At 64.5% G+C, this 14463-nt stretch carries 13 protein-coding genes; 7 read left to right on the plus strand and 6 right to left on the minus strand.

The features are described 5' to 3' along the window. The 4 genes from H3H45_RS11025 to H3H45_RS11040 all read left to right on the plus strand — a co-directional run bounded on the left by H3H45_RS11025 (nucleotide 1) and on the right by H3H45_RS11040 (nucleotide 4696). Nucleotides 1-957 carry a DUF58 domain-containing protein gene (locus H3H45_RS11025; RefSeq protein ID WP_235983664.1) on the plus strand — a complete coding sequence of 319 codons (957 nt, stop codon included), beginning with the start codon at nucleotides 1-3 and terminating at the stop codon, nucleotides 955-957. Next, on the plus strand, nucleotides 954-2942 hold the full coding sequence (locus H3H45_RS11030) for a transglutaminase TgpA family protein (protein ID WP_182833765.1): 1989 nt from the start codon (nucleotides 954-956) through the stop codon (nucleotides 2940-2942). The genes H3H45_RS11025 and H3H45_RS11030 overlap by 4 nt, the downstream gene beginning before the upstream one ends. Nucleotides 2943-3031: 89 nt before the next feature. Beyond that, complete coding sequence (locus H3H45_RS11035) at nucleotides 3032-3805, plus strand: CHAD domain-containing protein (RefSeq protein ID WP_182833766.1); 774 nt, start codon at nucleotides 3032-3034, stop codon at nucleotides 3803-3805. Nucleotides 3806-3898: 93 nt separating this feature from the next. Then, on the plus strand, nucleotides 3899-4696 hold the full coding sequence (locus H3H45_RS11040) for an acyl-CoA thioesterase (RefSeq protein ID WP_182833767.1): 798 nt from the start codon (nucleotides 3899-3901) through the stop codon (nucleotides 4694-4696). Here the strand turns inward: H3H45_RS11040 and H3H45_RS11045 are convergent. After that, nucleotides 4665-5495, minus strand: coding sequence for a TatD family hydrolase (locus H3H45_RS11045; protein ID WP_182833768.1), 831 nt, complete (start codon nucleotides 5493-5495; stop codon nucleotides 4665-4667). The genes H3H45_RS11040 and H3H45_RS11045 overlap by 32 nt on opposite strands. Nucleotides 5496-5724: 229 nt before the next feature. Here H3H45_RS11045 and H3H45_RS11050 point away from each other — a divergent pair, with 229 nt between their 5' ends. After that, nucleotides 5725-7149, plus strand: a complete 1425-nt coding sequence (locus H3H45_RS11050; protein ID WP_182833769.1) for an MltF family protein — start codon at nucleotides 5725-5727, stop codon at nucleotides 7147-7149. Nucleotides 7150-7264: 115 nt separating this feature from the next. Continuing rightward, complete coding sequence (locus H3H45_RS11055; protein ID WP_182833770.1) at nucleotides 7265-7699, plus strand: DoxX family protein; 435 nt, start codon at nucleotides 7265-7267, stop codon at nucleotides 7697-7699. A gap of 181 nt (nucleotides 7700-7880) precedes the next feature. Here the strand turns inward: H3H45_RS11055 and H3H45_RS11060 are convergent, their stop codons facing one another. Continuing rightward, complete coding sequence (locus tag H3H45_RS11060) at nucleotides 7881-8915, minus strand: lipase secretion chaperone (protein ID WP_328822314.1); 1035 nt, start codon at nucleotides 8913-8915, stop codon at nucleotides 7881-7883. Nucleotides 8916-8967: 52 nt separating this feature from the next. After that, nucleotides 8968-9909 (minus strand): triacylglycerol lipase, encoded by a 942-nt coding sequence (locus H3H45_RS11065; protein ID WP_182833771.1) that lies wholly within the window; start codon nucleotides 9907-9909, stop codon nucleotides 8968-8970. 543 nt (nucleotides 9910-10452) lie between these two features. Between H3H45_RS11065 and H3H45_RS11070 the strand changes: the two genes are divergently transcribed. Next, on the plus strand, nucleotides 10453-10764 hold the full coding sequence (locus tag H3H45_RS11070) for a class I SAM-dependent methyltransferase (protein ID WP_182833772.1): 312 nt from the start codon (nucleotides 10453-10455) through the stop codon (nucleotides 10762-10764). Nucleotides 10765-10767: 3 nt separating this feature from the next. Here H3H45_RS11070 and greB read toward each other — a convergent pair whose 3' ends face one another. From greB to H3H45_RS11085, 3 genes are read right to left on the minus strand one after another with little or no spacing between them, the layout of a single operon-like run. Further along, nucleotides 10768-11265, minus strand: a complete 498-nt coding sequence (gene greB / locus H3H45_RS11075) for a transcription elongation factor GreB (protein WP_182833773.1) — start codon at nucleotides 11263-11265, stop codon at nucleotides 10768-10770. Between the two features lie 7 nt (nucleotides 11266-11272). Beyond that, on the minus strand, nucleotides 11273-13777 hold the full coding sequence (locus tag H3H45_RS11080; RefSeq protein ID WP_182833774.1) for an ABC transporter permease: 2505 nt from the start codon (nucleotides 13775-13777) through the stop codon (nucleotides 11273-11275). Beyond that, complete coding sequence (locus H3H45_RS11085) at nucleotides 13777-14460, minus strand: ABC transporter ATP-binding protein (RefSeq protein ID WP_182833775.1); 684 nt, start codon at nucleotides 14458-14460, stop codon at nucleotides 13777-13779. The genes H3H45_RS11080 and H3H45_RS11085 overlap by 1 nt, the downstream gene beginning before the upstream one ends. Nucleotides 14461-14463: the final 3 nt, after the last annotated feature.

Genomic DNA, 14463 nt, shown 5'->3' on the forward strand with positions numbered 1-14463 from the left:
CTGCGCGAACGCGGCCAGGCGCGCTGGCGCAACTGGGTGGCCCGGCGCATTCCGCCGGCGGCCCAGGTGCAGCTCAACCAGCGGCGCATCTTCATCATGCCCAACCGGGTCGGCGCGGCATTCGGCCTGGTGCTGTTCCTCATGCTGCTGGCCGCGATCAACTACGAGAACAGCCTGGCCTATGGCCTGACCTTCGTCCTTGCGGCGGTGTTCATCGTCGCGATCCTGCACACCTACCGCAATTTCACCGGGCTGGTGCTCAAGGCCGGCAGCAGCGGTGCGGTGTTCGTCGGCGAGCAGGCGCGCTTTCGCGTGCGCCTGGAGAGCGTTGGCAGCCCGCACCATGCCGTCGGTCTGGGCTGGCCCCAGGGCGAGCTGCAGACCCTTGATGTGCCGGAGAACGGCCAGCGCGAGTGCGAGCTGAGCCTGCCGGCAACCCGCCGAGGCTGGTTGCGCCCCGGACGCCTGCGGGTGGAAAGCCGCTTTCCGCTGGGCCTGCTGGTGGCCTGGAGCTGGGTCGACCTGGACCAGGCGGTGCTGGTTTATCCAAAGCCGCTGGAGGGCGATCTGCCCCTGGCCGCCGGTGCCGGTCAGGACGAGGAAGATGAAGGTTCTCGCGCCAGCGGGCAGGGCGCCGATGATTACCAGGGGCTGAAAACCTACCAGCCCGGCGACTCCAAGCGCCGTCTGCACTGGAAAGCCTATTCCCGCGGCCAGGGTCTGCTGGTCAAGGATTTCGCTGCCTTGGCTGGGCGCGACCTGTGGCTGGACTTCCTGGCCATTGGCGGCGACCCGGAAGCGCGCCTGTCGCTGCTCTGCCACTGGGTGCTGCAGCTCGACGATCGTCAGCAGCCCTACGGTCTGCGCCTGCCCGGTAGCGAGCTGGCACCGGACTATGGCGACGCGCACCGCGAGGCCTGCCTGCGCGCCCTGGCACTGTACGGGGTGGCCGCATGAGCAGCATCCAGCCGATTCCACGGATTGCCCTGACCTGGCTGCTGGTGGCCCAGGTGCTGGTGATCCTGCCGCACCTGTTGCACCTGCCGGCGTGGATCATCGGCCTGTGGCTGTTCTGCGCCGGCTGGCGGGTCCAGGTGTTCCGCATGCGCGCCACCTACCCCAGTACCCTGGTGCGGGTCGGCCTGCTGCTGGCCACGGCCGCCGGGGTGTTCCTCTCACGCGGCAGTCTGATCGGCCTGGATGCCGGCGTCCTGCTGCTGGTAGCGACCTTCATCCTCAAACTGCTGGAAATGCGCAGCCGGCGCGATGCCATGGTGCTGATCTTCCTCGGCTTCTTCGTGGTGGTGACGGCCTACCTGTTCGATGACAGCCTGCTCGCCGCGCTGTACAGCCTGTTGCCGGTGACCGCCTTGCTGGCGGCGCTGATCGGTCTGCAGCAGAGCGGGGTAGCGGTGCAGCCGCGGGCCACCCTGAAGCTGGCCGTTACCCTGCAATTGCAGGCGCTGCCGCTGATGCTGCTGCTGTTCGTGTTCTTCCCGCGCCTGGGCCCGCTGTGGAGCCTGCCCAATCCGAACAAGTCCTTTACCGGCCTGTCCGACAGCATGGCGCCGGCTGATATTGCCGAGCTCAGCCGTTCCGATGCGCTGGCCTTCCGCGCCAGTTTCAGCAGTTCGATACCCGAACGCAGTGAGCTGTACTGGCGCGCGCTGACCCTGGAGCACTTCGATGGCCGGCGTTGGTCGCAGTCGGAGGGGGCTAAACAGAGCGGCGCTGCCGACTGGCGCAAGCAAGGCCCGGTGCTGGACTACAGCATCGTCATGCAGCCCACTGGCAAGCCGTGGTTGTTCGCCCTGGATGTCGGCCTGAGCAACCAGGACGGTGTGCGCCAGATGAACGATTTCCGCCTGGAGAATCGCCAGCCGGTGGTGCAGAACCTGCTCTATCAGGTCAGCTCCTGGCCGCAGGCGCTGCGCCAGGCAGAACTCCCACCTGGAGTGGCTCGACGCGCCCTGCAGCTGCCCGCTCAGGGCGATCCGCGCAGCCGTGCCTGGGCCGATCAGCTGCGGAGCAAGTACGACAAGGACGCGGCGCTAGTGGCGGCCTTGTTGCAGCATTTCAACCGCGAGCCCTATGGCTACACCCTGAAGCCGCCACCGGTGGGCGCCGACAGCATCGACGAGTTTCTCTTTCGCACGCGCCAGGGCTTCTGTGCCCATTACGCCGGGGCCATGACCTTCGTCCTGCGCGCGGCCGGCATTCCGGCGCGGGTGGTGGCTGGTTACCAAGGCGGCGAGCTGAATCCGGCCGGCAATTACCTGTCGGTGCGCCAGTTCGATGCCCATGCCTGGGTCGAATACTGGCAGGACGGCAAGGGCTGGATCAGCGTCGATCCGACCTTTCAGGTGGCCCCCGAACGTATCGAACTGGGCCTGGAACAGGCTCTCGCCGAGGAACAGAGCTTTCTCGAAGAGTCGCCTCTGTCGTTGTTGCGCTATCGCGATATCGGCTGGCTGAACAACCTGCGCCTGACCTGGGACAACATCAACTACGGCTGGCAACGCTGGGTGCTCGGTTATCGCGGAGAGCAGCAGCTGAGCCTGCTGCAACGCTGGTTCGGTACTCTCGACTGGCAGCGTCTGGCCCTGGCTCTGGTGGGTGGCGGCGGGGTGCTACTGGGGCTGGTAGCGCTCTGGCTGTTCAAACCCTGGCGCCGCGAAAGCGATCCACAACAGCGTTTGCTGCGTGGCTTTGAGCGGGCCTTGGCGCGCCACGCCGTGGTTCGCCAGCGCGGCGAAGGCATGCGCGCTTTTGCCCATCGTGCGGCGCGGGAGCTGCCGGTCCAGGCCGAGGCCATCCAGGCCTTTGCGCGGATCTATGAGGCGCAGCGCTATGCCGGCCAGCCCAGTGCACCTGATGAGTTGCGCACCGCGTTGCGCCAGCTGCGTCGCGTGCTGCCTTGGCGCAGGAGCCACGTTAGTTAAAGTAAGCGTGCGACCATTGGCCACTTGCTGCTCACAACAGCAACGGCAATATGGCCATGATGGGGGCAGAAGCTTTCAGGGAGGGCAGAGTGACGGAATTACTGAGCAAGCTGCAGGGGCAGATACTGAGCCAGCAAGTGCGGCTTTACGCCTGTTGTGCCCGTTTGCAGGCGCAAACGGATAACGAGGCCCTGCATGACCTGCGCATTGCCTTGCGCAAACTGCGCAGCCTGTTGCGCCCGCTGCGTCGGCAGGCGCTCTGCGCCCAGCTGGAACAGGCCGCTGCGGCGCTGGGTGAACTCAGCGGCCCCCTGCGCGACCTCGAGGTGCTGGCCGGCGAACTGCAGCGCTTGGACCACGCCGACCTGGCTCGACAGCGACGTATGCAGCTGGCAGCGGGCTATGCCAGGTTGCTCGACAGCCTGGCCCTGCAGCGCCTGTTCATCCTCCTCGACGACTGGCCCGACAACTGTCGCGAGGCCCTGAGGAAGGGGGAGTGGCAGGTGGGCCGCAAGCGCGTACGCAAGTACCTGGCGAAGCAGGTCCGGCAACTGGCCACGGCCTTGCGCGATCCGGCCCATGACCGCCATCGCCTGCGCCTGCTGATCAAGCGTCTGCGTTACTGCGCCGAAGCTTATCCGCGCCATAGCGATCTCTCGGCCAGTGCACTGAGTGGCCTGCGCCAGGCCCAGGGTGCGCTGGGCGATTGGCACGATCATCTGCAATGGTTAGCCCGCCTGCCCAGTGAGCCTGATCTGCAACCCTGTACCGCGCTCTGGCAGCTTCAGCTGGATGAAGCCGAGCAACAAGCCGACCAGGCCTTGCAGGCACTCTGCAAGCACTTCCCGGAAGAGACTGAATAGACGGCAATTTCGCGGCTGAATTGTCTAGAACGCCCCTCCCGCAGTGGTGTGCTTTTCTCCTAAGCTGTTGAGCAGATAACAGGAGACTGCTGCATGACTTTTGCTGAACTGATCCAGGCGGTGCATAACCGCCCGCAACACGTTGTAGTACCACCGCTCTGGGGGCAGGGGCGGGCCACGTTCGGTGGCCTGGTCGCGGCGATGATCTACGAAGCCATGCGCGCCAAGGTGCCGGCCGGACGCCCGGTGCGTTCGTTGTCGATCACCTTTGTCGGTCCGCTGCTGATGGGCGAGCCGGTGGCCTTCGAGGTCGAAGTGCTGCGCGAAGGCAAGGCGGTCAGCCAGATACTGGGTCGCGCGGTGCAGAACGGCGAAGTGGTGGCCCTCATGCAGGGCAGCTTTGGTGCCTCGCGTCAGTCGGCAATCGACGTTCCCGCCGTGCCAGCGCCGGCGATGAAACCGGTGGAAGAATGCCAGGAGCTGCCGTACATCGCCGGCGTCACTCCCGAGTTCACCCGTTTCCTGGCCATGCGCTGGGGCCTGGGCGGCATGCCGTTCAGCGGCAACACCTCGCGCGAGATGGGCGGCTGGGTACGCCTGCGCAGTGATGTGTCCTACGACAAGATCAGCGAAACCCATCTGCTGGCCCTGGTCGATGCCTGGCCGCCGATTCCGCTGTCACACCTGAAGACGCCGACACCCGGCAGCTCGCTGACCTGGACCATCGAGTTCGTTCAGCCTGTGGCCAAGCTGACCACTCATGACTGGTGCCTGTACCGGGCCGAGATCGAACATGCCCGCGATGGCTACGGGCATATCGCCGCCGGCCTGTGGAGCCCCTCGGGTGAGCTGCTGGCCCTCAGTCGGCAGACGGTGACGGTGTTTGGCTGATTAACGGCAGATCGAAGAACGCCCGCGCGCTGGCAGTTGTGTGCACTGCCAGCGCCTCCTGACTTTCGCCTCTATGCAGGGCGACCTCACGCAACACCTCGCCCAGAAACGCCGGTTCGTTGTGCCCGCTCTTCGGTTTCGGTCGCAGGCTGCGCGGCAGTAGGAACGGCGCATCGCTTTCCAGCATCAGCCGCCCGGCCGGAATCTCGCGCACCAGCGGGTGTAGGTGAGTGCCACGGCGTTCGTCGCAGATCCAGCCAGTGATGCCGATATGCAGGTCGAGGTCGAGGTAGCCGTACAGCGCGGCTTTCTCGCCGGTGAAGCAGTGCACCACCGCCGCCGGCAGACGGTCGCGAAACTCGCGAAGGATGGCGATCAGCCGTTCGCTGGCGTCGCGCTCATGCAGGAACACCGGCAGCTGTAGTTCGACCGCCAAGGCCAGTTGCTCCTCCAGGGCTTTTTCCTGCTGCGGGCGAGGGGAGAAATCGCGGTTGAAATCCAGCCCGCATTCGCCCACCGCGCGCACCGGCGCTTGCGCCAGCAAGGCGCGCAACTGGCGGCTGCTGTCGGCGTTCCACTGGCTGGCATCGTGCGGGTGTACGCCGGCGGTGCTGAACAGGCGCTGGCCAGTGCCGTCCAGTTCTTCACAGAAGGCCAGGGCTTGTTCGCTCTCTTCCAGGCTGGTGCCGGTCAGGACCAATTGGTACACGCCGGCAGCCTGTGCGCGAGCGAGCACTTCGTCACGTTGCCGGGCCAGGCTGGGGTGGGTCAGATTGACGCCGATGTCGATGAGTTGCATGGTGCTACCTCCGGGCTGCGCCGGGCAGCATAGCAGAGCTCGATATTTATCAATAAAGCCAATAATTTCATTGGGTTATTTATGATATTTCAAGTTGGTTACCAGCTTCGAGTGGCGAGCGCCGAGTGTCTGTGACACTCTCCGCGCCCCCGTTTGCCGGAACTTGCCGACATGCGGGCGCTCTCAGTCGGCCAGGCGTGTGCTGTGCCTGGCTTAACCCGGAGGCCGGATGACCCGCGCGCTACTGCTTCTGTTCTGCTGCCTGGTCTGGCTGCCCATGCCCGCCCAGGCGCGTCTGGCCAGCTCGCCGGCTGAGGTGCGTGGCAGTGATCAGCCGCTGCGCGACCTCGCTGAGGTGCGCAAGAGTGGCGAGTTGCGCGTGCTGGTCAACCAGAGCCGCAACAGCTCCGGTGAAGTGAAGGGCCAGGCGATAGGCGTCGAGCGTCATCGCCTGCGGGCCTTCGAGCAATACCTCAATCGCAATGCCCGTGACGGCCGCAACCTGCGCCTGAAGATCATCCCGTTGCCCAAGGATCAACTGCTTGCAGCCTTGCAGAAGGGCCAGGGTGATCTGGTGGCACCGGGAGAATTGCTGGCCCCGCATACCGGACGCAGGGTCACGGCCAGTGCGCCGATCCGCCGCGATGTGGCGATTGTGGTGGTGGGTAATCGCGGCAATCGTCACTACCGCAAACTCGAAGACATGGCCGGGCGCAGCCTGATTCTGCCGGCAGGCAGTGCCGTTCCTGAAGCCCTGCGCGAGGTGAATCAGCGCCTGGCCGAACGCAAGCAGCCGCCGATCGTAGTCGAGTGGGCTGACCCCAGTCTCGCCGTGGAGGACGTGCTGGAGATGGTCCAGGCCGGCATCTACCCCTGGACGGCCGTGGAGCAGCCGATTGCCGAGCGCTGGAGCAAGGTGCTGCCCCGGCTGCGCATCGAGAGGCATCTGCTGGTAGGGCAGAAGGCTGACATGAGCTGGTTCGTGCGCCGCGATGCATTGATGCTGCGCGCCAGTATCGATCGGTTCCTGGCCAGCTACCGCCAGCCTGCCGATCAGGATGCCACCTTCCAGCGTGTCTACCGCCGTCTGTACAAGGTGCGTAACCCTCTCACGGGCAATGACCGTCAGCGTCTGGAGAGGGTCCGTCAGGTGCTGCAGAAACACGGCCAGCAGCAGGATCTCGACTGGTTGCGGTTGGCGGCGGTGGCCTACAAGGAATCCACCCTCAATCCGGCTGCGCGCGGAGCATCAGGTGCCACCGGCCTGATGCAGATCACCCCGGCGGCGGCGCGCAGCGTCGGAGTTAGCAATATCCAGGCGCTGGACAGCAATGTGCTTGCCGCTACCCGTTACATGGCGCGCATCCGCCGCGAGTTCTTCTCCAGCCGGCAGATCGCCGAGGAAGAGCGCATGGCTTTTGTCCTGGCCGGCTACAACATGGGCCCGCAACGGGTGCAGAGCCTGCGGGCCGAGGCGCGGCGCCGGGGGTTGGACCCCAATCGCTGGTTTTTTCAGGTCGAGCGCGTCGCCATGGAGCAGTTGGGCATGGGTGTGGTCAGCTACGTGAGCAGCGTGAACAAGTACTACCTGGCCTACGACCGCGAGCGCTATTTGATCGAACCGCAGGGGCAGAAAGTGAGCATGCGAAAGTAATCGATTATTTCGATTTTAATTAGCGCAAATTTGTACTTTTTAAATCGATAAATTCATCTAATCTGTTCTTCAGCAACCGCTAACTCTCACTTCTCGCACTAAAGGACGCATTGGCATGAACGCACTGATCAAAACCGCTCTCTCCACCCAAGCCGGTTACGGCATCACCCTGCTGCGCATCGTCACCGGTCTGACCTTCGCCGCCCATGGCGCCCAGAAGCTGTTTGGCTGGTTTGGTGGTTACGGCCTGGAAGGCGTGGCCCAGTGGATGGAAAGCATCGGCATCACCCCTGGCTACCTGATGGCCGCCCTGGCTGGCAGCGCCGAGTTCTTCGGTGGCTTGGCCCTGGTGGTTGGCCTGCTGGTTCGCCCGGCCGCGATCTCCCTGCTGATTGCCATGTTGGTCGCCATCTTCAGCGTGCACTGGGTCAATGGCTTCTTCATGAGCGCCAATGGCTATGAGTACGCGATGATCCTGGCGCTGATCAGTGCCACCCTGGTCATCGAGGGGGCCGGCAAGCTGTCGCTGGATCGCCGCATCGCCGGTTGAGTCCCTCTGCAATGAACGAGGCCCGCATCTGCGGGCCTCGTCGTTTCCGGCTTGCCGATGGTTCCCACGCTCCCGCGTGGGAACCCGAGCCTGGGACGCTCTGCGTCCCACAGACGCAGAGCGTCTGCAGCAGCATTCCCACGCGGAGCGTAGGAACGATCAAAAGATCAGAAACAGATTCTTAGGGTGTCTGTTCGCGGGCGTTGACCAGCTCTTCGGCGGCGGCCAGACGCAGGCGCTCCTGATCGTCGAAGCGTTCGGCAGCCAGGCTGTCGATGGCTGCCGCCTTGTCGCTGCTGCTGAGGCCGCTGTTGGCTTCGATAAGCGCCTTCTCGCGGCGATAGTCGTTGAGGCGCTGCGCCCACTGCTGGCGGCGCTGGTCGAGCGCCTCCAGGCGTGCGGTGGCTTCGGCACCGACCAGTTGCAGACGCAGCTGCTGGATCTGCTGCGGGCTGGCACCTTGCGCCTGCAAGGCTGCCGTCTGCTGGCGCAGCTCGGTCTGCAGTTGCGGCACGATCAGTTCCTGCATGGACTCCGGCAGGTTATTGCGCAGCTGATCGAGGGCCGCGGCTTTCTCGTCATCGCTCAGGCTCTGGTCATGGCGGATGGCCAGGCGCTGCAGGGTGAACTGGTTGTAGGCCTCTTCGTTGCCGAAGAACACCTGATGCGCCTCGGCGCTGAACAACGAGGCGCGCAAGGCCTGCACGGCTTGCTCGCGCTGGCGCATGGCATCCACGCTGGCCATCTGCGGCAGGTCCTTTTCCAGCTGTACCAGTTGCTGCTTGTATTGCAGGTACTGTTCAAGCAGGGCCAGCGCTTGTTCGCGGGCGGGCATTGGCAACTGGCTGGTGATGTAGGCCTGCAGGCGTTTGATGCTGTGCTGCAGCGAGTCTTCGCCCAGGGCACTGAGGAAGTAGTCGAAGATCCGCCGGATATCCTCGCTGATCAGCAGATTGCCGGCGCTGTCGACGCGGAACTGGCCGTCTACTGTGGTGCCGCTGAAGGACGGGGGCAGGGCATAGGGCGTATTGCCCTGAGTGCTTGTTGCTGCAGTTTGCGTGTTGCTGTTGGTAATCGCCGCAGGTTGGCTGGTGGTTGTCGGCGTTGCAGGCGTGTTGACCGGTTTCGGGAGGTCGGCCGCGGGGTTCAGGTAGAGCGTCAGTGCAATACTGCCTCCGACTACCAGAGGGGCGGCAAAAAGCAGTTTTCGATTCACGTCGATACTCGAATAGGCTAGCCAAAGGGACCCGAAGGCCCCGACAGGCTGATTACAGACCGGCGTTTTTCAGGCGGTTGGCGTGCTGACGGTAGACAGTGACCGGATCGGTCTCGAACAGGCTGGTCAGGCCGAAGGTCTGGTTGACCTCGTCGAGGTGGTTCATCCGGTAGTTGTCGCGGATCACCTTGCCCATGTGCGAACTGCAGGTGCCGACCAGGCCGTCGTTGGGCTCGTCGAAGGCCAGCGCGGATGCGCCCATCAGCAGGTCGCTGATGTCGAGGAAGTTGGTCAGCGGGCTGCTGCCGCTCCACGAGTAGTAGCTGACGCCGTTGACCTTGTAGGCGCCTTCGCCGCAGGCACTGGTTGGAATGGCTTGTGGGTACTTGGCGTTGAAGGCTGCCGCGCCCTGGCTGTTCAGCGATTCCAGGGCGCCCAGGGCATTCTGCGGCGAGGTGCTGGAGCTGCCCGAGAGGAAGTTGATCAGTGCACCGAGGCCGTTGACGATACCGGCAACAATCACTTCACCGGCAGAGCCCGGAGGAATCTGGCGAATGAGGTCGGCAGTGTCAGAACCTTTGTGCGGGGCGCCGACGCTGGTGGCCGAGGCGATCAGGTCCGGGCGTACGGCGGCGACGTAGCGAATGGTCGGGCCGCCATGGCTGTGGCCGATCAGGTTGACCTTGCCCTTGCCGCTAATGGCAGCGATTTCCTCGACCTGCTCCAGCAGCTCCTCGCCACGCAGTTCGGAGGTATTCAGCTGGCTGACTTCGGTGACATAGACGCTGGCGCCATCGGAGCGCAGCGATGAGGGAATGCCGTACCAGTAGTCGATACCGAGAATGCTATCAAAGCCCAGCATGCCATGGGCCAGGACGACCGGGTACTTGGTCTTGGTGTAGCCGGTGGAACCGAACAGGCCGGCCTCGGCCTGACCGGACAGGAGGATTCCGGTTCCGATGCAGAGGGCGAGCAGAGTCTTCTTATTATTCATTGGGTGCTCTCAAGCAATGATGGGCAGTATTCCCTGGGTTCAGCCAGCCGTAACCATCCTGGGTAGGCACTTCAGCTGCGGCTTGAAGGGCAGGAAATGTGCCAAGAAGCAGGAATATTAGAGCGAAGGCTCTAAACGGCCGTTTGCAAATTCAGGTCACTATTTACTCGACCTTGCCTGCAAACCCCGAGTTGTTACCTGGAGAAACGTCACATGGGAACTCACTCGCCCAGGCGTGGCTGATCAGCCTGCTGCAGAAGATAAAGGCCGGTGCCTGACGCTCTGGTAGCGGTGATCAGTGGCCTGCGCGGCTTAGCAAATAGAAGAAGGTGATCAAGCGATCGGGAGAGTGCACAACGACAGCCACACCTCTCGGTCTGCTTGCGGCTTGACAGAGCGGTGCGAGGATTTTTAGCATCACCCATGGCGCCGATTTAAGAGCAACTTGCGGGGCGCCGCCCGGTTGGGCAAATACCGCTAAAGCGCTGGCCGGTGTCGCCTCTCACCGCAGTCCGGCGGGATTACGAGGCTGAGACTGTATCCATGAATTGCCCGCGCCCACATCTGTATTTCTCCTCCCTGCCGCGTACCGCGGTCAGCCGTCATCCGCAGGTGCTGCTGGTCGGCAGCCATCAACCACGTTTGCTCAAGAGCCTCGAAGGCTGGCCCAAGCATTGGCCGGGAGCGCGTAATTTTCTGATCAAGTTCGCCTCGCCAGACGCCGAAGCATTGGCGCAACTGCCTAGCAACGGCTTCGATCTGGTGGTGGTTGGTGGCGAGGCGCAGCCGGTGAATGCCGAGCTGATCGAACAACTGGTACGGGTTGCCCGCCAAGGGCTGATCAGCCTGCGCTGAGCTCTAGGGATAGTCGATCGCGGTGATGTAGAAAGTCTGCTCGCCGCCCGGTGCCTGCACCCGTACTTCGGCATCCAGCGCCTTGCCAATCAGCGCCCTTGCCAGCGGTGAGTCGATGCTGATCAATCCCAGCTTGAGGTCCAGTTCGTCCGGGCCGACGATGCGATAGCGGGTCTCGTCGCCATTGTCATTTTCCAGGGTCACCCAGGCGCCGAAGTAGACCTTGTTTGGATCGGCGGGACGACTGTCGACCACCTTGAGGCTTTCCAGGCGCTTAGTCAGGAAGCGCACGCGGCTGTCGATTTCCCGCAGCATCTTCTTGCCGTAGGTGTATTCGGCATTTTCCGAGCGGTCGCCCTGGGCCGCTGCTTCGCTGACCGACTGGGTCACCTGTGGGCGACGCACATGCCAGAGCTCGTGCAGTTCTGCACGCAGGCGCGCTTCCCCTTCCGGGGTAATCAGCGCGGTGCCGGCGGTGCGCGGCGGACGATAACGGCTCATGCAGCTCTCACGTATCGCGAAGTACGGCCAAAGGGCTGACGTTGAGGGCGCGGCGGGTGCCGATGACACCGGCAGTCCCCACCAGCAGTGCGCCAATCAACGGCAATAGCAGCAACCACGCATGCGGCTGCCAGGGCAGATCGAGGACGAAGCGGTACAGCAGCAGGCTCACCAGCTCGCAACCGAGTGCGGCCAGCACGCCGCTGGTGGCGCCGAGCAGGGCGAACTCGGTACGCCGCGCGGCGATCAGCAGGCGGCGCTCGGCGCCCAGGGCGCGGAGCAGGGCGCCTTGGCGGATGCGTTCATCCAGGGTGGATTGCAGGCCGGCGAACAGCACGGTCAGGCCTGCCGCGAGGACGAACAGCAACACGTACTCCACGGCCAGGGTGACCTGGGCCAGGATGCTGCGCAGTTGCGCCAATAGCGCTTCGACCTGCAGCAGGGTGGCCGCCGGAAAGGCGCGCGCCAGCTCCACCAGTTGCTGCTCGCTGTTGGGCGGCAGGTAGAAACTGGTCAGGTAGGTGGCGGGCAGATCCTGCAGGGTGCCGGGCTCGAAGATCATGTAGAAGTTCGGCTGGAAACTGTCCCATTCGACTTTGCGCAGGCTGCTGACGCGGGCCTGACGTTGCAGGCCGCCGACATCGAAGGTCAGCAGGTCGCCAAGTTGCAGTTGCAGGCTTTCGGCCAACTCGGATTCCACCGAGACGCCCGGCACTGGCCCGGCAGAGCCAGTCGTCCACCACTGGCCGGCGACTAGTTCGTTGCCACTCGGCAGCTCAGCCGACCAGGTCAGGCTCAGATCACGCCTTACAGCGCGGTCGCCGGTGCTGTCCTTACTGACAATCTGCTTGACCGCTGCGCCGTTGATCTCGGTCAGGCGCCCGGCAATTATTGGATAGAGCGGGGCTGGCTGCGGCGAGATCTCGGCCAAACGCGCGGCGAAGGCCTCCTTTTCCGCCGGCAGCACATTGAGGGCGAAGTGATTGGGCGCCTGTTCGGGCAACTGGTCCTGCCAGGTATCCAGCAGCTCGCCGCGCAGTAGGGCGATCAGCGCCATGGCTAGCAGGATCAGGCCGAAGGCCAGGGCTTGTCCTGCAGCAGCCAGCGGGTAACGCAGCAACTGACCCAGGCCCAGTCGCCAGGGCAGTGAGGCTCGCGCCAGCAACCGGCGCAGACTACGCAGCGTGAGCAGCAACAAACCGCCTAGCAACAGGGTGGTGAGCAAACCGCCACCGAGCAGGGCCAGGGTCAGTTTCAGGTCCAGGCTCAGGCGCCACATGATCAGCCCCAGGGCCAGCAGCGCTGCGCCGTAGACCAACCAGGAACTCGGCGGCACCGGCAGCAGATCGCGGCGCAGTACCCGTAATGGCGGTACGCGCCCCAGAGCGGCCAGAGGCGGCAGGGCAAAACCGGCCAATGCCACCAGGCCGGTGGCCATGCCGGCCAGTGCGGGCAGGGCGCCGCCAGGCGGCACGCCGGCCGGCAGCAGGCCTGCGAGCAGCTTGAACAGGATCAACTGACCAGCCCAGCCGAGCACTGCGCCAGCGATGCAGGCCAGCAGACCGAGCAGCGCCAGCTGCAGGGCGAACAGGCTCAGGGCTTCGCGGCGTGACAAGCCCAGGCAGCGCAACAGTGCACTGCTGTCAAAGCGCCGGGCTGCGAAGCGCGCCGCTGACAAGGCGACAGCGACGCCGGCAAGCAGCACGGCAGCCAGGCTGGCCAGGTTCAGGTAGCGTTCGGCACGGCCCAATGCGCCACCGATCTGGCGGTTGCCGGAGCGCGCGTCCTCAATGCTCTGGTGTGCCGCCAGGCCTGCTTGCAAACCATCCTGGTAGCGTTGCAGGGCTTGCTCGTCTCCGCGCCACAATTCGCGGTAGCGCACTCGGCTGCCGGGCTGCACAACGCCGGTGGCGGGCAGATCGTCCAGGTGCATCAGTACGCGCGGGGTGAGGCTGTAGAAATCACCGGCACGATCCGGTTCGTAAGTCAGTACCCGGGTCAGGCGCAGTGGCAGGTTGCCGACTTCAATCGATTGGCCGATCTTCAGGTCCAGCGCGGCAAACAGCCGGGCCTCCGCCCAGGCTTCGCCGGGCCCCGGGCCTGTACCGGGCTGTTCGGGTTGATAAGGCGCCGCTGCGCTTTTCAGCTCGCCGCGCAGCGGATAGCCGGCGCTGGCAGCCTTGACGCTGGCCAGCTGGATGCCCTGATCGGTGGCGATCACGCTGGAGAATTCGACCACCTGCGCATGCTCCAGGCCCAGTTGGCGGCCTGCTGCGATCTGTTCCGCCGTAGCCGGCGCACTGCCGGAGAGCAACAGATCGGCACCGAGGAACTCGGTGGCGCGCAACAGCATGGCGCCATTCAGGCGCGCGCTGAAGTAACCGATGGCAGTGCTGGATGCCACGGCGATCAGCAGAGCAAAGAACAGTACGCGCAGCTCGCCGGAACGGGCATCGCGCAGCAACTGGCGCACGGCCAGGGCGAACAAGCGTGACAGCGGCAGGGCGCGCATCAGGGCTCCACAGTGTCGACCAGACGGCCGCCTTCCAGGCGAATCAGGCGCCGGCAACGATGCGCCAGGCGTTCATCGTGGGTGACCAGCACCAGGGTCGCGCCGCGCTCCTGGTTCAGCTCGAACAGCAGGTCGCTGATGCGTTCGCCCGTGTGGCTGTCGAGGTTGCCGGTCGGTTCGTCGGCAAACAGCACCGCCGGCTCGGCGGCAAAGGCGCGAGCAATGGCGACGCGCTGCTGTTCGCCGCCGGACAGTTGGCGGGGTGAATGGGTCAGGCGCTGACCGAGGCCGACACGTTCGAGCAGATCCCGGGCGCGTTCGCGGGCATCGCGACGGCCGTCCAGCTCCAGCGGCAGCATGACGTTTTCCAGGGCATTGAGGTTGTCGAGCAACTGGAAGGACTGGAAGACGAAACCCACATGCTCGGCGCGAACTCGTGCGCGCTGATCTTCATCCAGATTGGTCAGGTTGTGTCCGGCCAGCTCCACGTCGCCACTGCTGGGCAGGTCGAGACCTGCGAGGAGGCCGAGCAGGGTGGACTTGCCCGATCCGGAACTGCCGACGATGGCCAGGCTGTCGCCACGGTTCAGCTCGAGGCTGAGGTCGTGCAGGATGCTCAGCTCGCCTTCCGTGCTGGGTACCACTTTGCTAAGGTGCCGCGCAGAAAGAATGCTAGCGCTCATGGA

Source organism: Aquipseudomonas guryensis (assembly GCF_014164785.1).
Classification (GTDB): Bacteria; Pseudomonadota; Gammaproteobacteria; order Pseudomonadales; family Pseudomonadaceae; genus Aquipseudomonas; species Aquipseudomonas guryensis.